Origin of the sequence: Thalassobacillus devorans (assembly GCF_900176565.1) — a bacterium.
GTDB lineage: Bacteria > Bacillota > Bacilli > Bacillales > Halobacillaceae > Thalassobacillus > Thalassobacillus devorans_A.
Window position 1 is genome coordinate 697,611 of sequence record NZ_FXEH01000006.1, and the last position, 21,762, is coordinate 719,372.

Consider the following 21,762-nt stretch of genomic DNA (forward strand, 5'->3'; position numbering starts at 1 on the left):
GTTCATTCAATTTTTGTTAAAAGGATTACTGAGAAAATATAAGGAGGATGTGGCATGGCAGTAAACAAAGAAAGCTTGGAAAAGAAAGTAGAGGGACGGAACCTGGTGATCGAACGAATTTTTCAAGCTCCGAAGGAAAAGGTATTCCTTGCCTATTCCGATTCCGAACAATTAGCAGAATGGTGGGGGCCCCAGGGCTGGAATACGGAAAATAAAAGATTCGAGTTCCAGCCGGAAGGTGTCTGGCATTATTGTATGCGTTGTCAGGAGCAGGGAGATTTTTATGGCCAGGAATCATGGGGGAAAACGGTATTCCAGGAAATCAAGGCGCCTGAGAAAATCGTCTATACGGACGTTTTTTCTGATGCACAGGGCAATGAAGCTGTGGATATGCCTAAGGTAGTCGTACGTTAGAATTCATGGACCAGGGTGACAAGACGAAATTAGTAACCAGGAGTGAATTTGCATCCGAACAGGAACTACAATCCGTACTTGATATGGGGGTTGTAGAAGGGATAGCCTCTCAATTCCTATGTCTGGATGATCACTTAAAAAAGCTTTAAAGAATGAGATCAGTTTGGGGAGCGCAATCCACTAAGGGTTGCGCTTTTTTATAGCAGGATATATATATGTCTGGAAGTAGAATGTAAGATGAGGAACTCATTAATAACGGTAATTAAGGAGACAAGAAATGAAGTTTCAGAGTCAATTTATAAAAAACATTCAATTTACTTTTCAAAAAGAAGGGGAAGCGTGGCTGAAGCGGCTGCCGGAATTGATTGCCTACTGTGAAAATAAATGGAGCCTCAGGATTGGCGATCCTTTTCAGTTATCCTATAACTACGTTGCCCCAGCTACTCGTGTGGATGGAACGGAACTGGTAGTAAAGTTATCTATTCCCGGGGAAGGGTTTCATGATGAATTGGCAGCACTGCGGTTGTTTGCTGGAAAGGGAATGGTTTCTGTCATTGCGGCGGATGAGGAGAGAGGAATCCTGCTGTTGGAGAAACTAACCCCCGGGAAGATGCTTGCCGACATGGATGACGAAACTACTGCAACTCAAATCGCAGCAAACGTGTTAGAAGATTTACATCGTGCTGCACCGGAACGAACCCGGATACCGACGACCAGGACACGGGAAGCCAATTTACAGCGCCAGTTGAGGGAGCACCCGGATGGGAAAGGCCCGATAACCCGTGAACAAATGGAAAAGGCTTGCGATATTTTTGAGCGTTTACATAAGACATCCGAGCAGCAGTTTCTCCTCCATGGAGATTTTCACCATTACAATGTGCTGGCGACCGGGGAAAATGAATGGAGAGCTATCGATCCGAAAGGGCTGATTGGGGAACGGGAATATGACGTGATTCAGTTTCTGCTGAATAAACTGCCTGAGACCGAGACGCTGCCGGTCATACGAGATCGTATCGGAATTTTTGCAGGTAAACTTCATTTAAATAGAGAAAGGCTGGTGCTCTGGGGCTACTGTCACAGTGTGCTGGCAACCAGCTGGACGGTTGATTCAGATGGAAACTATGATAAACGGTTTTACCAGGCTGTCACTAGTATCGAACAGCTGCTCGATAATTAAGGTGGTGATCAAATGCTCCGGAGAAAATGAAAAGCGTGGTTTTATACTACTATATTGGCGGTCGTTATCTATGCAGCAGCTACACCTGTCACTTTTTTTACCCTGCTTCACGTACTTCCTTTTGTAATAGCCGGCGGGGCGGTTTTGTCAATTTTAATCGAATTAATCACACGTAACTTGAAATACTCAATATTCTTTTCATTGATCCTGCATATAGTGGCAGCCTATCTGATTTACCAAATGATTGCGATCCCCGTCTGGTCGATTGTCGTTTATCTGTTTGCATTTCCAATTGCCATGATATATTGGGGAATAGATGAGCTTTTGAAAAAGAAAAGCTATAATAAGGTGGAATCCGTATAGATGTAACAGGAGGTAAGTCAACATGAAAAACTCGCTTTAGTTTTAATGATCGTCTTAATGACAGCTGCTTGTTCCACAGGGGATGACATGCAGTCCTATGATAAGGAAAAAATCACGAATGAACTGGGAGCTGTCGATTTTGATTATGAGCTGCCGGCTGAAGTCCCGATGGAAGTCGACACGCTCGAAGTGGAAAGTTTTGTACCGGACCAGCCGATTTTTGTTGCTAACTTTCAGGGGACAAAGGGGCAGTCGATGGAATTGGAGGTGATTAACGCGAAAATGGAATCACCAGGCAGCAATTTATTTGATGAAATCGAATTCGGTGAGGGCCAGAAGGGTTTCTTTTACGAAAATGCGCAAAGCAGCCGTATGCTGCTATGGGAAAAGAATGGTGTCCATTACCAATTGAAATCAGCTGAGAGTGAAGATGCGGAAGCGCTCGAGGACGAAGAGCTGATTGCTACAGCGGAAACGTTTGAATAAAAAAGGAGGTCAGCAGTGTGAAGCAATTAGCGGCAAAGTTTATTGATTTTGCGGAGTTGGAATGCAAAGGATCCAGCCCATTATATGAACAGTTAGCGATAAATGTAGCAGATAACGAGGAACTATTGGAACTAAGCTCCCATGCGAGGGAAGGACAGCCGATCCCTAATCTCTTGTTTGGCGCGGTGCATTATCTCCTGTTATCGGGAGAACAGCACGAGCTGCGAAAGTATTATCCAAGCCTGACGGAAAAGCCGGGTTCGCCTGAAGAAGTGTTTCCCCATTTTTTAGACTTTTGTCGCAGCCATAGGCGGTCGATCATGGAATTGATGGGGAAAAAGCTTGTCCAGACAAATGAAGTCAGACGCTGTGCTTACCTCTATCCTGTTTTTTGTCATATACATAAGAAAACAAAAAAACCATTGTCACTGATAGAAATAGGCACAAGCGCCGGGCTCCAATTGCTCTGGGACCAATATAGTTATACTTATGGTGATCATCAGATCTATGGAAATAAATCTTCTGCGCTTCAGTTATCTTCCCGCGTAAGACAGGGGACCATGCCGGATCTTCTTTCTGACGTTCCTCGAGTAGCTTTCCGTACAGGCGTGGATCTTCATGTCAGTGACCTGACAGATGGAGAGGAAACGTTATGGCTGAAAGCACTGATATGGCCGGAACATAGGGAGAGGCTGGAGATTTTTGAGAAGGCTGTGCGTCAGTTCCGTGAAAATCCTCCTTCCCTGGTCGAAGGAGACGGCGTGTCACTACTGGATGAGCTTGCAGCCAACGCACCATCGGACAGTACGCTTTGCATTTTTCACACCCACGTTGCCAACCAAATGCCGTGGGAAGTGAAAGAGGAATTGCTGCAGAAGGTGAGTGCCATTGGGCGAAAGCAGGATGTGTTCCACATCTATAATAATATCGAGGACAGGAAGCTCCATCTTGATTATTTTATCAACGGGAAAAGCTATGCGGAAACAGTGGGGGACACAGATGGACATGGACGTTGGTTCGATTGGCATTTGAACGCCACTACCTGCTTAATGTGACTTGTCTAGTAAATGAAGTAATTGTCTAGTTCATTCTTGATTCTGTCTCGTTTATTTTCAAAACTGTCTAGTAATATTCCGGAATTGTCCAGTAAATTTCTAAGTTTGTCTAGTATGCGGCCAAGCTGTCCAGCAAGCCTGAAAACTGTCTAGTATAAGGTCCGGCATGGAACTATTTTTTTCAATAAACAGGAATCCTTTAATAGCAGGAAAGTAAACGCTGTCATTGACAGGTGGCAGGTTTTCCACTATTGCTAACCTCGAAGCTATGCTATATAATCCAGGCATATCACTGATTTTTCAGACTAAATGAATAATAGAAAAAGCTAAGAATGCTGTGGGTGATACTATAGCAGGAGCGGCTTCTGGAGAGGATGCACCACCCGTGCAGCGCCGAAGGGTTCATAATCTCAGGCAAAAGGACAGAAGGGTTACATAAACCTTTGAACACGATGAGATTGGGGTATCCCGGTCTCTCTTTTTTATCGTTTAACGCATAAAAGGGTGTCGCCATGTTAACGGGCGTCAACCCACTACATAGGAAGTGAGGGGTCAGTCGAAATGAATCGTATTTATAATTTTTCTGCGGGGCCATCGATGCTGCCGCTGCCCGTTTTGGAAAAGGCACAAAGCGAGTTGACCAACTACAAGGAGTCTGGCATGTCGGTGATGGAGCTGAGTCATCGCTCGGCCTTATTCACGGAAATCATCGAGGAAGCGGAGCAGCATCTGCGTGAGCTGATGGAAATACCGGATAACTATAAGGTGCTGTTCGTCCAGGGAGGCGCTTCCCAGCAGTTTGCTGCCGTGCCGCTTAATCTATTCGGCGAAAAGGGAAAAGCAGACTATGTCAACACAGGCTCCTGGTCGAAAAAAGCGATCAAGGAAGCGGAGAAATATGGCGATGTTCGGGTGATCGCCTCGTCTGAGGATGCCAATTTTACGTACATTCCAAAGATCGAGAAAAGTATGATTGATCCGGAAGCTGATTATGTTCATATTACAACCAATAACACGATTGAAGGGACGGCGTTCACAGAAATCCCGGACACTGGTGATGTACCGCTGGTTGCTGATATGTCATCGAATATTTTGTCAGAACGGATGGATGTATCGAAGTTCGGTGTGATTTACGCCGGGGCTCAGAAAAATATCGGTCCGGCTGGCCTGACTGTAGTCATCGTCCGGGAAGACTTAATCGGCAAAGCGTCTAAATCCTGCCCGGTGATGCTCGATTATAAGACGCACAGGGACAAAGGATCCTTATACAATACGCCTCCGACGTTCGCTATCTACATGGCGAAACTTGTGTTCGAATGGCTGAAGGAACTCGGTGGCATCAATGAAATGGAAAAGATCAACCGCGAGAAAGCAGAGCTATTATACAATCAGATTGAAGCATCCAGGCTGTTCACGTCCCCGGTTGAAAAAGACAGCCGTTCCATCATGAATATTCCGTTTGTCAGTCCGTCGGCTGATGTGGATGCGGCTTTTATAAGCCAGGCAAAAGAGCAAGGGCTGGAAACGTTAAAAGGTCATCGTTCGGTTGGCGGGATGCGTGCGAGCATCTACAATGCGATGCCAAAAGAGGGCGTTGAGTCCCTTGTAGCATTCATGCAGAAATTTGAAGACAACAAGCAGTAACATCAAAGAGGTCTCTCCCATTATAGAAGAGACCTCTTTTTTACGTGTTATTTCCCATGATTTCAATGGTATAGGTTCCCCGTTCCGTAACCAATGTGAAGGTCGTTCCGTCATCATAGCGATACAGTGTAGTATCTTCCAGGGGAATTTCGTAGGAAGCATCCGGCAATGGCTGGGAACCGCCGGCCTCCAGGGTAATCTCTCCTTGTCCATTCAATGATAAGGTATGCATCGGCTGATACTCGTCCATCCTTCTTGTTTTGGTACGATACGAGACCGAATCTAGTTGCAAAAATGTCGTATCGACGTCATCAAGTTCATGCTTGGATATTTTTATTTTTTCTCCGTTCCAATGCTTCAACAGTTCATTGAACTCTTCAATCGTCAACATTCTCTCTGGCATATTCATCCCTCCGGTTTTATCTTTTCCTGGAAGTCCATAAAGATACCATCTTAGAGCTAATCGTAATCTTATTTAAAAACGTGTTTTAGGATTGGAAGTTCCTGGGTAAGCATGAAGTAAGACTTTAAATACTTACAACTGAAATACTGAATACTAACCACTTGAGGTGAATGGAAACACCAACTAATCCAGAGCTGTAGATAATGCTTCATCTTAACTCAAAAAAGAGACGGCGTTCAGCCGTCTCTTAACTGTTACATATTCTATATGTGTCGTTCTTCATCAACTTTTTGCTTCATCATAAGTGTGAAACTCAATAATTTGAATTTTTTTGGATGGAAGGTCAAATTGTGTAGAAAGCTTTTCTTTTGTAACTTTCTCAAGCGCTTCATTATCGGTCACATTGTCATCCAATTCGATTTCATCAAAACGTTGAAACATTTCGGGGCGGTCGAGTTCGCTTTCTTTGTGGAAATTGATCCACTTTACTTTAATTAGCATGATTGTACCCCTTTCTACTCCAAGCTGATGCGAAACCCATCTCAACTTGGCCCTGGATTAAAGCTCCCTATCCAGGTATTAAACCAGTATAACATGCATACCATCTCTTGCATACCCCGTGTCATATAACAGGGTGACAGGAGGTTTCAATCAGCCAAAATAGGAAATAGTGCAATATGGGAGATTCAGTAAATTACTGCAAGTTGACAAACAAGGAGGAAACAGCTTTGCGATATCTTGTAGTTTCCGATATACACGGGGAAGCGGATAAGCTCGATCAAGTACTGGATAAAGCAGAATATGATCCACAGGAAGATCAGTTGATCCTGCTTGGAGATTATATTGACCGGGGGCCTTCATCGAAGCGAGTGATAGAGAAAGTGAAACGGCTGGTGAAAGATGATAGTGCGGTGGCGATCAAAGGCAACCATGATGATATGTTCATTCGTTCCAAAGAGGATTTGGAAGCAATGGAACTTTGGAAAATGAACGGAGCCGCCACAACCATCCAATCGTATGAAGGAAGGATGGAGGAAGTCAAAGAAGATCAACAGTGGCTGGAAGAGAATCTTCACCTTTATTACGAAACGGACGATTATATTTTTGTTCATGCCGGACTTGAACCGGAGACTCCACTGGAACAACAGGACGAGGATACGTTGTTATGGACGCGGCACGAGGAAAAGGTCGGTCTTGGCAAGACAGTCATCCACGGACATACACCCGTCCCGGAGATTGCTTATTACGAAGATCAGATTGACATTGATACCGGTGCTGCCTACGGAGGTAAGCTGACGATGCTCGAGCTGCCAAGTCACAAAGTATATACAGTATAAAAAGAGCGGGGATGAGCCCGCTCTTTTTATCATAGGTTAAGGAAATTCACCTTGCAAGAAGTTACTAAGCCGTTTGACATCAGCACTTGACGAGTTTTCTAATAAACTTTGTCTCCGTTAAAAATCGAATTTTTAACCACTACATAGTCGACATGCTTGATGGCATCGAGGCTGGTTCCCCCTGCATAGGAAATGGCGGACTGGAGGTCCTGCTCCATTTCGAGCAAGGTATCTTTTAAGGAGCCTTTGTGCTCGACGTACATTTTTTTGCCTTCGACGTTTTTCTTCTCGCCTTTTTGGAATTCAGACGCAGAGCCGAAGTATTCTTTATAAAGCTTTCCATCCTGTTCGTAAGTTTCCCCTGGTGATTCTTCATGTCCTGCAAAAAGGGAGCCGATCATGACCATCGACGCACCGAAACGAATGGATTTTGCTACATCACCGTGGGTGCGGATACCGCCGTCGGCAATGATGGGCTTGCTTGCCGCCTTTGCACACCATCTTAGTGCTGCCAATTGCCAACCGCCTGTTCCGAAGCCGGTTTTTATTTTGGTAATACATACTTTTCCTGGGCCGATACCTACTTTGGTAGCGTCCGCTCCGGCATGTTCCAGTTCCCTGACCGCTTCTGGTGTACCAACATTTCCGGCGATGACAAAGCTGTTTGGCAGATGCTCTTTAATATGCTGGATCATTTCGATGACCGCATTGGAGTGACCGTGGGCGATATCAATCGTGATGAATTCCGGAGTAAGGCCTTCTGCGGAAAGCTGGCGGACGAAGTCGTATTCTTCGGGTTTGACACCGACACTGATGGAAGCGACCCATCCTTTGTCCTGCATCTCCCGCACAAAAGTCAGACGTTTTTCTGGCTGAAAGCGGTGCATGATATAAAAGTAGCCATTTTCAGCAAGTGTGGCAGCTATATTTTCATCAATGATGGTCTGCATATTGGCAGGCACGACAGGGAGCTTGAATGTATATCCACCGAGCTGGACAGTCGTATCACATTCCGAGCGACTGTTAACGACACATTTTGCGGGAATCAGTTGAATATCTTCATAATCAAATACATTTTCCATAGAAAACACTCCTAAAAACGAATGATTTTTTTAGTGTAATTTTAATTGTTCGTACATTGGGTAATTTACACCATTATTTAGAAATTGTCAAAACTTATTATGGTTTAATGACGTACAAATACGGTCATAAATAAACTAACAGAGAAAAGGTGGGTTGGCAGATGAAAGTCCGGATTGAATTTACTTACAAAACACCGAAGGGGACGACAAGTGCATTTACTTCTGAAGAAATGCCGGCAGGGCAGGCGATTTTGATTGCCGACGATTTAGAAAAGACCGGCCGGGCCAGCAGCTTTACGTTTATCGATCCCAAGGGTCAAACGTGGAGCTTGAAAGAACTGAAGGAATTCATGAAAGGAATTGAAACAGAACCGCATAACATTACCGTTTATTTTGATGGCGGCTTTGATTTGAAAACGAAAAAATCGGGGCTGGGGTGCGCGATTTATTATGAGCAGGATGGTAAGTCTTATCGCCTCAGGAAAAATGCTTTCGTCGATGAACTGCAAACGAACAATGAAGCGGAATACGCGGCACTCCACCTGGCTTTGCAGGAACTGGATTTTCTCGGAGTCCATCATATCGATGTAAAAATCGTCGGTGATTCCCAGGTCGTGATCAACCAGTTGAATGGCGAATGGCCGTGTCTAGAAGATGAATTGTCCAAGTGGGCGGATCGAATAGAAGATAAATTCGAGCAGCTCGGTATTACACCAGAGTATCAGGTAGTATCCCGGAAACGGAACAGGGAGGCGGACCGGCTGGCCACGCAGGCATTGGAGGAAACCGAGATCACCAGCACCATTGAGTTATAACCAGGCTGCTAATAACAGGCAGCCTTTTTTTATGCTTTGAACTTGAAAATGGAAAAATAGTATTGAGAAATGTCCCATTATTTGAAATAATTGTAATTAAATGAATTTCAAATAACGGGGTGAGACATGTGGGTGCCATCGAGACGTTGATGCTTTTCTATCCTACGATCTTTTTGTTATTGGGAATAATCTTTGGAATTGGATATAAACTTTCTAAATGTCGCCTATGCCTGATCGGTCTGTTCGGATATCTGCTTGCCAATGCAGCGTTCTTTTTCTTCCGAAAAGGCGGATTTGCAGGTTTGGAACAAGGTGCAACCGGAGCAGGGTTTGGAGTTTTTGCTGACTTGACCTTCGTGGAAGTGGTGTCTCTGTTGTTTGTACCGAGCGGATACTCCTTTGTTTATACCGGTTTATTGCTGCTAGGTTATTTGTTTACGGCAATTACGCTGGCGGTGTCACGAAAAAATGCCGAAGCGTGATTTTCCAGTAAGGATGAATCGTGGCATCGTTACGTTAATGGGAGAGATTTTTGCAGCAATCGCCGGAAGCTTTTCCGAAAGCATTCGCAAGCGTAACCAGGAGAAAAGGTAGCAGTCCGCCCATCCGTGGGTCTTTTTTGTGGTAAAATAAAGAAAGCGCTTACAACGAGGTGATAACTTCCCATCTTAGTCCAAGTCATAACAGATGACCAAAATGGAGGGATGCAAGTGAAGGTGTTACGACTGGGTCATGCTATGTATGTGTTGACGAGTAATGGGGGTTCGAAGTTTCTGATTGACCCGTTTTTCGAAATGAACCCTGGGTGTCCCGAGGATTATCAGACAGATGAATTTTTAGCTACGATTGACACCGTTGTTCTTACCCATGGCCATTTTGACCACACCAGCGGGCTGGAGCGGCTGACGCAGGCAAAACCGGACGTACTGATTGTGGCACAGTATGAGTTGGCGATGATTCTGATTCAAAAAGGCTGCCAGAATGTCATGCCATTAAATTTCGGCGGCCAGTTCCAGGTGGCAGATGCCGAGCTGACGATGGTAGCGGCAAGACATACGAGCTCCTATGGGGAAACGGAAGGAACGCCGATCTACGCCGGAGAGCCATGCGGGTATATTTTCGCTTTTAAGGATGACCTCAAGCTATACCATTCCGGTGATACAGCTATGATGGCGGATATGAAGCTGATACAGGATGTTTATCAGCCGGATATGGCCATTTTGTCCGCGAGTGGTCATTTTACGATGAATCCGAAAGAAGCGGCCTATGTAGTGGAGCATCTTTTGAATGTGAAAACGGTTATTCCAAGCCACACGTTCCCATCGAAAGAGAAAGCGGCCTCGAAAGAAACGCTCGACGGACTTGTCGAGGCATTTCCCGTGATTTCGTATATGGTGGACAGGGATAAAGAACTGGAAGCGTTATTGAGGGACTATCCTGACACGACCGTAGACGTTCTTGGTTATGGGGAAGAAAAATCATATAGTTTATAAAAGGAATACCCCCGGATCCTCATTCAGGTTCCGGTTTTTTTGTGCCACATGCTGCAAAACAAAAACATTAAAATCTCACCCCTATAAGAGAGAGAATAGCCGGATGGGAGACAGCATAGCGCGTAAGAGAGACAATTTTTTAATTAAGAGAGACAAATTGGAATTCTGTCAATAAAGTGGACAAAAATAGATCACTCAGCGGGCCACTTTTTCTTCCGCGTGTTTTCTTCCGAAACACTTGGATGCCTCCGCATAAAGGGAAGGATACCAAAACCGATCCTACCCTTTATGCAGAGGGAGTTTGTTCTGAAGCGAGCTTCTGACTTTGGCCCGAATAATAGGCCTTTTCTTTTTCAATAGGGCTCTTATCATCCAAGAAGGAATGCATACGCTTCTGGTTATAAAATTTAATATAAAATTGAACAGCTAAAATAGCTTCAGCTTTTGTAGGGAATACGTATTTATACAAGTACTCCTTTTTTAATGAGGCAAAGAAACTTTCGACACAGGCGTTATCATAGGGTGTGCCTTTCCGACTCATGCTTATTGTAGCTTGGGCTTCTTCAAGGGTTTCTACATAAGCCCTGGAACAGTATTGGGATCCTTGATCTGAATGATGGATCCATCCTGCTTCTGGCTCCCGAAGGGAGATAGCTTCTTCTAAGGCATGTAGAGATAGCGATTGTTTCATATGGTCGTCAATACGAAAACTGATAATACGGCGAGAATACAGGTCCATGACAGGATTTAGATACAAGAATCCTTCACCAGTATGAATATAGGTAATATCTGTAGCCCAGACCTTGTTCGGAGCTTCTGGTTGAAACTCTCGTTTCAAATGGTTAGGAAAAGTTTGATTGGCATGTTTCGAATCGGTAGTCGCTACAAATTTCTTTGGTGGCACTGCATACAGTTCTAACTCTCTCATACGGTTAGTCACTTTCTTCAAGGAAACCGATAGTCCATCCTCATCCCGGATTTTTTTATGAATACGAGGGCTGCCGTAACACCCATGATTATCGTGATAGTGAAATAGAATTCGCTCATCTAAATAACGATTGAATGCTTCCCGCTCTGTTTCTGGCCGCTCTAACCTGTGGAGGTAAGCATAATAGCCGGATGTAGACACACCAAGAACTTCGCACATCTTCGATACGGTGTGTTCTGTACGATGTTCATAAATGAACTCGAACTTTACTCTATTTCTTGCGTGAAGATGTGCATTGCCTTTTTTAATATTTCGGCTTCCTCCTGAGCTTCAAGCTTCTCTTGCCGTTCTTTTTCATACATCTCTTTGTACTCAGAGGCCGTTAATAGCTGGTTTTGTTCCTCTTTTTCTGCGTTCTTCTGCTTGTCACGATAGCTCCCTACCCACCGCTTAACGGTACCGTAAGGTAAATTGAGCTTGTTGCAAATATCAGTCATTTTATGTCCGTCTAGGACAATCATTTTAGCTACATACTCTTTAAATTCCGAACTGTAACTCTTCATTTTTTTAGTCAAGTGAACACGTCCTTAATTTAAGCTTTAGGTCGATTAAAACATGGCTCACTACCTGTGTCCACTTTCTATACTAGTTCCAAAATTCGAAAATAAGAGTGACAATATCAACCATATAAGAGAACGCCGTAATTAGAAGAGAGACAATCACAGTACTAAAAGAGACAAAGCCCCACCTATAAGAGACAAAAAAAGCACCACCTGAACTTGCAGGTAGTGCTTCTTGGCTTCATACGATTATTTTCCTTCGATGTCCTTGTTCTGATCAAGGAAGCGGAGCAAGTCGCCGTGGACAACTTTATCGGAATACTCCAGCTCTTGTTCTCCTCTTTCTTTTAGTGGGGCACAGGCCTCACCATCGATTTCTTCTTCGGTTTCTTTGTCATAGCAGGCGCCGTCCTTGGCAGCATAGATATACTTGTCAGTAACGACCGTACCGTCACGGAAGATGGCAATGTCCTCACGATCTTTCGCAAACAGGTCGACACCGAACTGGACGTCGTTTCCTGCTTCAATTCCAAGTAGATTAAGGATTGTCGGTTTCAAGTCGACTTGACTACCGACTGTCTTCATTTCTTTACCTTCTTCACCTGGAATGTGAATGATCAATGGGACCTCCTGGAACTGCGCTTCTTCAAATGTGCGGATTTCTTTGTCCATCAGGTCTCCCATGGCACGGTTATGGTTATCAGAAATGCCATAGTGGTCACCATACATAACGAAAATCGTATCTTCATATTCGCCTTGTTCCTTCATCATTTCCATGAACTTTTTCACTGCTTCATCCTGATAACGCATGGTCTGGAAGTAGCGGTCTACCGTACCATCTCCAGTTTCAGCAGGATCGATCATTACATCTTCATCGTTGTTCAAAATGAACGGATAATGGTGCGTCAGTGTAATGAACTTCGCATAATATGGCTTGTCCAGGTCTTTGATCATTGGCATCGATTGTTCAAAGAAAGGAATGTCTTTCAAGCCATAGTTGACGGAGTTTTCTTCGTTTACATCATATTCGCTCTTAGAGAAGAAGTGGTCGTAACCAAGGGATTTGTACATGACATCCCGGTTCCAGAACGAGTCATTGTTTCCGTGGAACGACACTGGTGTATAGCCTTCCTCTTTGATAATTTCCGGGGTCGCGTTGTATTCATTATTGGCATTCGTTGTAAAAACAGCACCCCGTGACATGCCATACATAGAATTATCTAAAAGGAATTCCGAGTCGGAAGTCTTTCCCTGACCTGTATTGTGATAGAAGTTAGAGAAATAGTAACTATCCTCTTTTAAATCGTTCAGGAACGGAGTGACTTCTTCGCCGTTCAACTTGTAGTCAATAACAAAATTCTGTGCGGACTCCAGAGAAATAAGCACAACGTTTTTACCTTTTGCCTTACCGAAATATTCCCCTTGTACACCCATTTTCCCTTGCTGGCCATTGACGTAGTTGAGTACTTCTGTCAATTCATCACTGTCCGCAAACACTCGCTTGGAGGATGCGTTGGCGGTAACGACACTATCATAGATGTGATAGTTATAGATTCCCAGCAATTTTACTAGTTTCATGCGGTCGAATGTCCGTGTTAAGAGTTCCGGGCGCTCCTGATTAGCCAGGTTCAGGTTCACAGCTGCAATACCAATGACTGCGGCATACAGCATCGCAACGGTACGCTTTTTGAACCGTATTGACGGTTTAACTTTCTTCGACACGAGCCAGGTAATCAGGATGGCGACATCAATCCAGTAAATGGCATCCATTGGATGAATCAATGCCTGGGCACTGCCGCCTAGTTCAGCAAAGTTCTTGTACTGCATCAGTACCGGCAGTGTAATGAAGTCGCTGAAAAAGCGGAAATAGACAACATTGGCGAAAAGCACGAACGTCATCAGTACATAAATCGTCATGAACGCTTTATTCCGGAATCGTCTTGGTATCAACAGGGACAAGCCCAGGAAAAATAAAATCGAACTGATTGGTGCAATTCCGAGAATGAATTGCTGTGTACTATTTTCAATATCTAAGTTAAAAGCTGTTTTCAAAGCATAATAGGTTTTACCCCATAGGAACAGGACAGCTACTAGGAAGAATAGCCAGCCCTTTTTCAATAGACTCTTGTAATCTTTCATCGTGGTGAACCTCCTGTTAATGTTTCATCACTCACATAATAGTTCAATTTAACAAATTCTTTGTCAGAAGTAAATACAAATCTTTACCAGAAGTGAATACAAAAGGGGAATAATAAATCTCTGCTTGAATATACCCGTCTTTACATAGAATTAATCTTATTAATTTTTCCTTTACAATTTAAATGAAAAAATTAAGTTGACCAGGGTGGTCGAAAGGGAGTACAATTAAGTCGACCGGAGTGGTCTAAAATTAACGCGAGGTTTATATATTGGTGAAAAGGAGGGGCAAAACCATCGCAACGAAATTCATCAATTTAGACGATCATAAACGTAGAAAAATTTTGAATGCAGCCTTCCGTGAGTTTGCTGAGAAAGGTTTTGAGCAGGCGTCGACCAATGTCATTGTGAAAGAAGCCCGAATCGGTAAGGGAATGCTTTTCTATTATTTTAAAAACAAGCAGGGGCTCTACGAATATCTCATCGAATACACGCTCGATGTCATTATGAAAGATTATTTACAGCGGATCGATCCGAGCGAGCGGGATTTTATCAAACGGTTCAAGCATGCCGCGCGAGTGAAAATGAAGGCGTTCCTGGAGCATCCGGATCTGTTTCGGTTCAGTGGGACATTCATGCTCGATCAGGAGTCGATTCCTGACCGGTTGAAGCCACGGATGGAACAGCTTCAGGAAATGGGGAACAAAATCATGTATGAGAATATCGACTATTCCCTGTTCCGGGACGATGTCGATGTGGAAAAAGCGTTCCGCCTGATTCGCTGGGCTATCGAAGGCTATCAGAACGAAATGAAGCAGCGGCTCGATGGGGCGAATTTTGCCACATTGGATTTTGATCCGTATTGGAAGGAATTTGATGAGTATTTAGACGTTTTGCGGAAAAGTTTTTATTCGTAAGGGAGGGATCAGGATGAGTGTATTGGAAACAAAAAACCTGAAAAAGCATTTCGGCAAGGTAAAGGCGCTGGATGGGGTCGATATCGACGTAAGGGAAGGGGAAGTGTTCGGTTTTATCGGCCCGAATGGTGCCGGAAAATCGACGACGCTCCGAGTGCTGCTTGGCATGTTGAAGGCGACCGAAGGCGAGGCGACTATTTTCGGGAAAGATGCCTGGAGTGACGCGGTGGAATTGCACAAGCGAATTGCTTACGTCCCCGGGGATGTGAACCTGTGGCCGAACCTTACCGGCGGGGAAGTCATCGATCTGTTTGTGAAGCTGCGGGGAGTCAAGCGATCGGAACGCCGCGAGGAACTGATTCGCCGGTTTCAATTGGATCCTTCAAAAAAAAGCCGTACCTATTCCAAGGGGAATCGGCAAAAAGTGGCGCTTGTCGCTGCCTTTTCCTCGGATGCCGATTTGTATATCCTGGATGAACCGACATCCGGCCTCGACCCATTGATGGAACGTGTCTTCCAGGAATGTGTGATGGAAGCTAAAGCGGAAGGGAAAAGTGTATTGCTCTCGAGTCATATTTTATCCGAGGTCGAACGGCTCTGTGACCGGGTGGCGATTATCCGGGATGGACGGATCATCGAATCGGGCTCTCTTGCCGACTTGCGCCATTTGACGCGGACACAGCTGTTGTTACAAACGAAACAGCATGTACCCGATCTGGGAGAGCAGCCTGGCGTCCATCATCTCGAAGAAAAAGACGGGGCGCTCGTTTTTCAAGTGGATACGGAAAAACTCGATGATGTGATGCGTTATGTCAGCGGGTTCGGAATCGTAAAGATTGAAAGCACACCGCCGACACTGGAGGACTTGTTCATGCGCCATTATGAAGGAGTGGAAGGCTGATGAATAAGCGGTTATATGCCAACACAGGCGTTCTTGCCCGGCATATCGCAAGACAGGACCGGGTACGACTTGTCATTTGGGTGGCTGCTTTTCTTGTTTCTACTTTGCTTGTCGTGAGTGCTTTTTCTACCTTGTATTCCTCCGAAACAGAACGGCAGGCAATGGCAGAAACGATGGAAAATCCGGCGATGATTGCCATGGTCGGTCCTGGCTATGGTCTCGACAATTATACCGTCGGTGCGATGCTTGCCCACCAGATGCTGCTATTGACAGCGGTTGTCGTGGGGGTGATGAATATCCTGCTGGTTGCCCGGCATACGCGGGGAGAAGAGGAGGATGGCCGGCTGGAGCTCGTACGGGCGCTTCCGGCTGGAAGGCTTTCCAGTCTTGCTTCAACGCTCGTGGTATATACAGGCGCGAATCTCGTGCTGGCCCTGCTCATTGCTGTTGGGCTTGTAGCTTTTAATGTAGAAAGCATTGATGTTGAGGGTTCACTTTTATACGGAGCGGCCCTCGGAGTAACGGGAATCTTTTTCGCTGCCCTGACAGCCGTGTTCGCCCAGCTGTCGGAAAGTGGAAGAGGAACAATCGGCCTGGGGATGGCTGTCCTGTTGCTCGCTTATATGGTCCGGGCCATTGGAGATGTGTCCAGCGAAGCATTGGCACTCGTTTCCCCATTCGGGTGGATCGTCCGCACGGAAACATATGTCAACAATCTTTGGTGGCCGGTTGTGGCCACCCTGACTGCGGCTGTTGTGCTTGCCGTTTTAGCGTTTTATTTAAATGCTATCCGCGACATGGACGCAGGATTTTTACCATCTAAAGCAGGGAAAAAACAGGCATCCCGCCTATTAGTCCATCCCGTTGGGTTAGCGGTTCGTCTTCAGCGTACGGGAATCATTTCCTGGGCAATCGCAATGTTCGTGCTTGGCGCGTCGTATGGCTCGGTTCTTGGCGATTTGGAGTCGTTTTTTGCCGACAATGAAATGATGCAGCAGCTGCTTACCCCGGTTTCCGGTGTATCTTTGACCGAACAGTTCCTGTCGATGCTGATGGCGGTACTCGCCATGATCAGCACGATTCCTGCTTTGTTGTTCATGTTGAAGCTGAAAGGGGAAGAGAGCAAAGGGAGGGCCGCTCACTTGCTGGAACGAGCGGTTTCCCGGACGAGGCTGATGGGAAGTTATCTGGTGCTGGCATTGGTTGGCGGCTGGATTATGTTATCCCTGGCCGCGCTTGGTCTCGGAGTTGCCGGCAATGCCGTCATGGAAGATAGTATTTCGCTTGGAAGATTCTATGAATCTGCCATGGCCTATCTACCTGCCATGTGGGTAATGCTTGCACTGGCAGTTTTGCTGATTGGCTTGGCGCCAAGTCTTACTGTCGTCGCCTGGCTGTATCTTGTCTACTCTTTCATCGTCGTCTATATGGGAGGATTATTCCAATTTGACGAGTGGGTCACTAAACTGAGCCCGTTCGGTCATATTCCGGAACTCCCGGTCGAAGAAGTGAGCTGGCTGGCGCTGAGCGTGCTGACTGGTATTGCGGTGGTAGTGCTTGTAGCTGGTTTTGCAGGATACCGGAGGCGTGATATCCAGGGCGGATAAGAGAAAATCTTACTGTATGAGAGACAAAGTAACAGGGATGAGAGCTGCTACCGTTGGTAAGAGTGACAAATTCGAAATTAAAAGAGACAAATTTTTCAATAAGAGAGACAAATTTTGAAAAAAGAGAGAACTGACAAGCGTATAGGAGACAACGACACCACCTCTGGCTGACCCGCAGCCAGAGTTTTTTTCTGTAATAAAAATGTAATCGCATTTCCGTTGACTTTGAATGATTTATTTCATAATATACTAAATAATGAAATGTATATTCCGGAAAGGGAGATGTTGACAATTACTACGGACAGTAAAGGGCTAATATCTGATCACACGAAGAAGTCGGCGGAGCTTTTCGAAAAAGCGGGGAAAGTGATTCCCGGCGGTGTCACTGCCCATATCAAGCATATTGCGCCCCATCCATTGGTGATGGAAAAAGCGAAAGGGAGCAAAATCTACGATGTGGATTGCAATGAGTATATCGATTACCTGCTGTCTTATGGAGCCTTGATTCATGGTCATGGCCACGAGCATGTGCAGCAGGCCGTCATGAACCAAATGGAGACAGACGGCACGACAATTTTTGGAACGCCCCATAAGCTGGAAATCACCATGGCAGAAAAACTGATCGACTTGTACCCGAGCATCGATATGGTGCGTTACACGAACTCCGGGCTGGAAGCGACACTGCTAGCGATCCGTACAGCAATGGCTTATACCGGGAAAACGAAACTGGCCAAATTTGAAGGTCATTATCATGGCGGCTATGATCAGGTGCTTCTTAGTGTGAACCCTGACCTCAAGCAGGCGGGTGGAGAAGAAGCTCCGCAAGCGGTCCCGGAATCCAGTGGAATTCCTGAGTATTATGTAGAGAATACCATCATGCTTCCATTCAATGATTTAGAAAACGCGGAACGGATTTTACGGAAACATGCTGGTGAAATTTCCGGTCTAATTCTGGAGCCGGTCCAGGGCGGGTTCATCCCGGCCGAACAAGATTTCATACAAGGCATCCGTAAAATTACCGAAGAGCTTGGCATTGTATTAATTTTTGATGAAGTGAAGACGGGTTTCCGGGTCGGACTTGGAGGTGCTCAGGAAATGTTCGGAATTAAACCAGATTTAACGGCGCTTGGAAAAGTATTAGGCGGTGGTTTTCCTGTGGGGGCCATCGGCGGAAAGCGGGAGTTTATGATGACAACCGCTGTTGATGACAGCCGTGACATCCTCACAGCCGGTGCTGATAATACGAATAAGAAGCAGTCCGTTTTTCATAGTGGCACGTACAACGGACATCCGACCGTGCTTGCTGCCGGACTTGCGACGATTGACGTACTGGAGCAGCCAGGGGCAGTGGATGATTTGTTTGCAAAAACAAACCTGCTGCGCAAGAAACTGGAGGCCGTTTACCATCAACACGGGCTGACGATGCAGACCGTTGGTGCGGGGAGTATTTTTAATATCATTTTGACGGATAGAAAAATTCTTAACTACCGTGATATGGAGCATCATGATGCCAATCTCCGAAAAGAAATCGATTATGAATTATTGAAGCTCGGCATTTATACGAAACCGATGAACCGATATTCGATGTCGACGGTGCACAGCGATGAAGATATTGAACAAACCGTCTCCGCTCACGACGAGGCGATCCGTCGCGTCTTAAATAAATAAGGGAACCGGGGCGAACCAGACTTGCAATTGGTCCGCCTTATTAACCTTGTGTAAAGTAGAAGAAGCGGTTAACCTTAAAGCAGAATAGGAGGTTGTGAGGATGGAGAATGTATACCAGCGTATCGCAGCTAACATCGGGGACATGAGCAAATCCCACGTCAGGATTGCGACCTACATAGTAGAGAACCAGACGACTGCTCCATTTTTAACCGTAGGTAAATTGGCGAAAATGGCAGGCGTCGGTGATGCCACAGTGGTCCGGTTTGCAACAGCACTCGGGTACAGCGGGTATGCGGAGATGCAGCAATATATGCAAAGCTCCGTCCAGCAGCAGTTGACGACGACCGAGCGGTTGAAAATTTCAAAAGAAGTGTATGACCAGGAATCATCCGGTGTCTATGAAGTGTTTCAGGATGATATCTCAAACATCCAGGCGACGGTGGAAAAACTGGATGAACAGGCGTTCCACCAGGCGGTCGGATCTTTGTTGAAGGCAAGAAAAATTTATATCATCGCCAACCGCAGTGCTGCCTCACTTGGTGTATTTCTGAATTATTATCTCGGCATCATCTTGCAAAACACGGAATTGATCCGATCGGTCGAGGATTCTTCGGAAAAATTGTATGACCTGGGAGAGGAGGATGTCGTTCTCGGTATCAGCTTTTCGCGTTATACTAAGAGTACGATTCAGATGTTTACCTACGCCAAGGAAAAGAATGCGCAGACGATTGCGATTACCGACAATCTGTTATCGCCACTCGTGCCCCATGCGGATATTCCATTGGCGGCATCAAGCCAGATGCCAAGTTTCATCGATTCATTCGTTGCTCCGCTAAGCCTGATTAATGCCCTGATTACATTTGTCGGAAAAGAGAAGCAGACCGATATCCACGAACGTCTCGATGTATTAGAAGGAATCTGGGATCATTTTGATGTGTTTGAAAAACGAAAGAATTAGTGAGGGAGGTAGCTGATTGTTGAGAAAAGTAGAGGTAGTAGCATTTGATGCCCGGTGGATGGACCGTTATAGGGAAGAAGCGGACCAGATAGAAGCGGTATTAGGCGATAACCTTGTGGCTATCCATCACATCGGCAGCACGTCGGTCCCTGGGCTTCCGGCAAAACCGATCATCGATATCATGCCGGTAGTAAAAGAAATTGCAGCAGTTGATCCATGTAAGGAAGCAATGGAAACGCTTGGATATGAAGCGAAAGGGGAGTATGGTATTCCAGGCCGCCGTTTTTTCAGAAAAGGTGGGGACGCTCGCACCCATCACGTCCATGTTTTCGAGGAAGGGAGTCCGGACGCCATCCGTCACTTGGCGTTTCGTGACTATTTACGGGAGCATCCCGATGTGGCAAAAGCCTATGGCACGTTGAAACAGGACCTCGCCCGAAAACATCCGCACGATATGGATGCTTATATCGAAGGAAAGCATCATTTTATCACAGAGCTGGAACAAAAAGCAGTCACCTGGTATAACAATTTGCGTCCATAGACGTGGGGAATCTCGTTAGGGCAAAAGATTGCGGCGTTAAGTCAGAAGTTTACAGAGTTAGGGCAGAACCTTAGCTTGTTAAGTCAGAACATTCCATCGTTAGGGGAGAAGTCTTCCGAGTTAGGGAAGAACCCCCAGACAAAAAAGTTGAAACTTTTTTAAAACGGTCTCGTACATAGTAGTATCGACCAAATGGGAAGGAGGGAACAGCATGTTCGAGTTATTATTTGATTTGCCATTAAACTTACATATCTATCTGTTATTTTTAGCGGTGCTGGTCCCGTCTTCCATGTTGTTAGCTGTTCAGTTTTTGGAAAGTCCGGCCTTTACGAGCGAGCTTTTACATTCAGAAACGGCAGTAGAGCGGACCTTTAGCAAAGGGCAGTTAGCCGCAGCAGTATTACCGAAGCAGACGCAAGTCTTTTTCATAACAAGGTTTATGAAGCGAAAAGACGCTCCAGATGACGATAACGATGACCATTGCCCTCCTCACACTCGATAGATTTTAAATTTGTGAGGAGGAAGAAAGTGAAACGTTTATTTTTCATAGGAAGTATCGTGCTCGTATTATTGAGTGGTTGTGCCGGTAACGGCCAGGCAGGGAATGGTTTCTTAACTCATGTGTTTGTCGACCCATTCACTTTTTTGATTGAAACTACCGCCTCGATTTTTGCTGGAAGTTATGGGGTGGCGATCATCTTAATCACCCTGTTAATCAGACTGGTACTTTTGCCATTTATGATGAAGCAGTATAAAAATCAGCGGGAGATGAAGGAAAAAATGACCGGCATGCAGCCGGAATTGGAAAAAATTCAGGCCAGGATAAAGGAAGAAGATAACCGGGAGAAGCAGATGGAATTACAGCAGGAAATGATGGCTCTTTATAGGAAGCACGGTGTAAACCCGCTGTCAGCCGGTTGCTTGCCACTGTTGATACAAATGCCAATTCTGATGGGATTTTATTATGCGATCCAAAGCTCACAGGAGATTGCGGTTCATTCGTTCCTATGGTTCAGTCTGGGAAGCGTGGATATTCCTCTTGCGATTATGGCCGGTGCCATTTACTTTTTACAGTTCAAAGTGCAGCAAAAGTTAATGCCGGTTGATCCGGCAAATAATAATCCGATGGTTCGCTGGATGGGGCTAATATCCCCGCTTATGATCCTGGTCATTTCCTTCACCATGCCAGCAGCAATTCCTTTGTACTGGGCGATAGGCGGATTATTCCTAACCGGCCAGTCCTGGCTGATGCATAAACTAATCAATTAAAAGAAAGC

The 21,762-nt window shown here is 45.5% G+C and carries 25 protein-coding genes and 1 riboswitch; of the genes, 19 read left to right on the top strand and 6 right to left on the bottom strand.

Going from position 1 to position 21,762, the window contains the following annotated elements:
• Positions 1–54: 54 nt before the first annotated feature.
• From B9Y67_RS14425 to serC, 7 genes are all read left to right on the top strand, one after another.
• On the top strand, positions 55–414 hold the full coding sequence (locus tag B9Y67_RS14425) for an SRPBCC family protein (protein WP_369668764.1): 360 nt from the start codon (positions 55–57) through the stop codon (positions 412–414).
• A gap of 5 nt (positions 415–419) precedes the next feature.
• Positions 420–563 carry an SRPBCC family protein gene (locus B9Y67_RS21170; protein ID WP_369668765.1) on the top strand — a complete coding sequence of 48 codons (144 nt, stop codon included), beginning with the start codon at positions 420–422 and terminating at the stop codon, positions 561–563.
• 128 nt (positions 564–691) lie between these two features.
• Positions 692–1,591 carry an aminoglycoside phosphotransferase family protein gene (locus tag B9Y67_RS14430; RefSeq protein WP_085507679.1) on the top strand — a complete coding sequence of 300 codons (900 nt, stop codon included), beginning with the start codon at positions 692–694 and terminating at the stop codon, positions 1,589–1,591.
• A gap of 54 nt (positions 1,592–1,645) precedes the next feature.
• The gene (locus B9Y67_RS14435) at positions 1,646–1,954 is read left to right on the top strand and encodes a hypothetical protein (RefSeq protein WP_254901815.1); all 309 of its coding nucleotides are present in this window, start codon (positions 1,646–1,648) and stop codon (positions 1,952–1,954) included.
• Between the two features lie 45 nt (positions 1,955–1,999).
• Complete coding sequence (locus tag B9Y67_RS14440; RefSeq protein WP_085507682.1) at positions 2,000–2,440, top strand: hypothetical protein; 441 nt, start codon at positions 2,000–2,002, stop codon at positions 2,438–2,440.
• Between the two features lie 17 nt (positions 2,441–2,457).
• A complete protein-coding gene (locus tag B9Y67_RS14445; protein WP_085507684.1) occupies positions 2,458–3,495 on the top strand; it encodes a DUF2332 domain-containing protein in 1,038 nt (345 codons plus the stop codon).
• A 355-nt stretch (positions 3,496–3,850) separates the two neighbouring features.
• Positions 3,851–3,931: riboswitch (glycine riboswitch) on the top strand.
• 125 nt (positions 3,932–4,056) lie between these two features.
• Positions 4,057–5,139, top strand: a complete 1,083-nt coding sequence (gene serC, locus B9Y67_RS14450) for a 3-phosphoserine/phosphohydroxythreonine transaminase (protein WP_085507686.1) — start codon at positions 4,057–4,059, stop codon at positions 5,137–5,139.
• A 40-nt stretch (positions 5,140–5,179) separates the two neighbouring features.
• Here the strand turns inward: serC and B9Y67_RS14455 are convergent, their stop codons facing one another.
• Both B9Y67_RS14455 and B9Y67_RS14460 read right to left on the bottom strand, forming a co-directional pair.
• Entirely contained in the window at positions 5,180–5,542 is a 363-nt protein-coding gene (locus B9Y67_RS14455) for a hypothetical protein (RefSeq protein ID WP_085507688.1), read from the bottom strand.
• A 282-nt stretch (positions 5,543–5,824) separates the two neighbouring features.
• Positions 5,825–6,043 carry a hypothetical protein gene (locus tag B9Y67_RS14460; protein ID WP_085507690.1) on the bottom strand — a complete coding sequence of 73 codons (219 nt, stop codon included), beginning with the start codon at positions 6,041–6,043 and terminating at the stop codon, positions 5,825–5,827.
• A 227-nt stretch (positions 6,044–6,270) separates the two neighbouring features.
• Here B9Y67_RS14460 and B9Y67_RS14465 point away from each other — a divergent pair, with 227 nt between their 5' ends.
• Positions 6,271–6,879: a metallophosphoesterase family protein gene (locus B9Y67_RS14465; protein WP_254901816.1), complete on the top strand. Its 609-nt coding sequence runs from the start codon at positions 6,271–6,273 to the stop codon at positions 6,877–6,879.
• A gap of 98 nt (positions 6,880–6,977) precedes the next feature.
• Here the strand turns inward: B9Y67_RS14465 and guaC are convergent, their stop codons facing one another.
• On the bottom strand, positions 6,978–7,961 hold the full coding sequence (gene guaC / locus B9Y67_RS14470; protein ID WP_085507695.1) for a GMP reductase: 984 nt from the start codon (positions 7,959–7,961) through the stop codon (positions 6,978–6,980).
• Positions 7,962–8,122: 161 nt separating this feature from the next.
• Between guaC and B9Y67_RS14475 the strand changes: the two genes are divergently transcribed.
• The 3 genes from B9Y67_RS14475 (at position 8,123) to B9Y67_RS14485 (ending at position 10,269) form a co-directional block, all read left to right on the top strand.
• A complete protein-coding gene (locus tag B9Y67_RS14475) occupies positions 8,123–8,776 on the top strand; it encodes a ribonuclease H family protein (protein WP_085507698.1) in 654 nt (217 codons plus the stop codon).
• Between the two features lie 128 nt (positions 8,777–8,904).
• A complete protein-coding gene (locus tag B9Y67_RS14480; protein ID WP_085507700.1) occupies positions 8,905–9,258 on the top strand; it encodes a hypothetical protein in 354 nt (117 codons plus the stop codon).
• 228 nt (positions 9,259–9,486) lie between these two features.
• Positions 9,487–10,269 (top strand): metal-dependent hydrolase, encoded by a 783-nt coding sequence (locus B9Y67_RS14485; protein WP_176224015.1) that lies wholly within the window; start codon positions 9,487–9,489, stop codon positions 10,267–10,269.
• A gap of 286 nt (positions 10,270–10,555) precedes the next feature.
• Here the strand turns inward: B9Y67_RS14485 and B9Y67_RS14490 are convergent, their stop codons facing one another.
• The 3 genes from B9Y67_RS14490 to B9Y67_RS14500 form a co-directional block, all read right to left on the bottom strand.
• A complete protein-coding gene (locus B9Y67_RS14490; RefSeq protein ID WP_139823816.1) occupies positions 10,556–11,506 on the bottom strand; it encodes an IS3 family transposase in 951 nt (316 codons plus the stop codon).
• The gene (locus B9Y67_RS14495) at positions 11,464–11,772 is read right to left on the bottom strand and encodes a transposase (protein WP_085507703.1); all 309 of its coding nucleotides are present in this window, start codon (positions 11,770–11,772) and stop codon (positions 11,464–11,466) included. The genes B9Y67_RS14490 and B9Y67_RS14495 overlap by 43 nt, the downstream gene beginning before the upstream one ends.
• 234 nt (positions 11,773–12,006) lie before the next feature.
• On the bottom strand, positions 12,007–13,896 hold the full coding sequence (locus tag B9Y67_RS14500; protein ID WP_085507706.1) for an LTA synthase family protein: 1,890 nt from the start codon (positions 13,894–13,896) through the stop codon (positions 12,007–12,009).
• Between the two features lie 272 nt (positions 13,897–14,168).
• Between B9Y67_RS14500 and B9Y67_RS14505 the strand changes: the two genes are divergently transcribed.
• The 8 genes from B9Y67_RS14505 to yidC all read left to right on the top strand — a co-directional run bounded on the left by B9Y67_RS14505 (position 14,169) and on the right by yidC (position 21,754).
• Positions 14,169–14,810 carry a TetR/AcrR family transcriptional regulator gene (locus B9Y67_RS14505; protein WP_369668779.1) on the top strand — a complete coding sequence of 214 codons (642 nt, stop codon included), beginning with the start codon at positions 14,169–14,171 and terminating at the stop codon, positions 14,808–14,810.
• 13 nt (positions 14,811–14,823) lie between these two features.
• On the top strand, positions 14,824–15,711 hold the full coding sequence (locus tag B9Y67_RS14510) for an ABC transporter ATP-binding protein (protein ID WP_085507709.1): 888 nt from the start codon (positions 14,824–14,826) through the stop codon (positions 15,709–15,711).
• Positions 15,711–17,318, top strand: a complete 1,608-nt coding sequence (locus B9Y67_RS14515) for an ABC transporter permease (protein ID WP_085507711.1) — start codon at positions 15,711–15,713, stop codon at positions 17,316–17,318. The genes B9Y67_RS14510 and B9Y67_RS14515 overlap by 1 nt, the downstream gene beginning before the upstream one ends.
• A gap of 282 nt (positions 17,319–17,600) precedes the next feature.
• Positions 17,601–18,986 carry an aspartate aminotransferase family protein gene (locus B9Y67_RS14520; protein ID WP_085507713.1) on the top strand — a complete coding sequence of 462 codons (1,386 nt, stop codon included), beginning with the start codon at positions 17,601–17,603 and terminating at the stop codon, positions 18,984–18,986.
• Between the two features lie 100 nt (positions 18,987–19,086).
• A complete protein-coding gene (locus tag B9Y67_RS14525; protein ID WP_085507715.1) occupies positions 19,087–19,944 on the top strand; it encodes a MurR/RpiR family transcriptional regulator in 858 nt (285 codons plus the stop codon).
• 16 nt (positions 19,945–19,960) lie between these two features.
• Positions 19,961–20,485, top strand: a complete 525-nt coding sequence (locus B9Y67_RS14530) for a GrpB family protein (protein ID WP_369668766.1) — start codon at positions 19,961–19,963, stop codon at positions 20,483–20,485.
• 211 nt (positions 20,486–20,696) lie between these two features.
• On the top strand, positions 20,697–20,987 hold the full coding sequence (locus tag B9Y67_RS14535) for a hypothetical protein (RefSeq protein WP_085507717.1): 291 nt from the start codon (positions 20,697–20,699) through the stop codon (positions 20,985–20,987).
• Positions 20,988–21,013: 26 nt separating this feature from the next.
• Positions 21,014–21,754 carry a membrane protein insertase YidC gene (yidC, locus tag B9Y67_RS14540; RefSeq protein ID WP_085507719.1) on the top strand — a complete coding sequence of 247 codons (741 nt, stop codon included), beginning with the start codon at positions 21,014–21,016 and terminating at the stop codon, positions 21,752–21,754.
• The last annotated feature ends 8 nt before the right edge of the window (positions 21,755–21,762 follow it).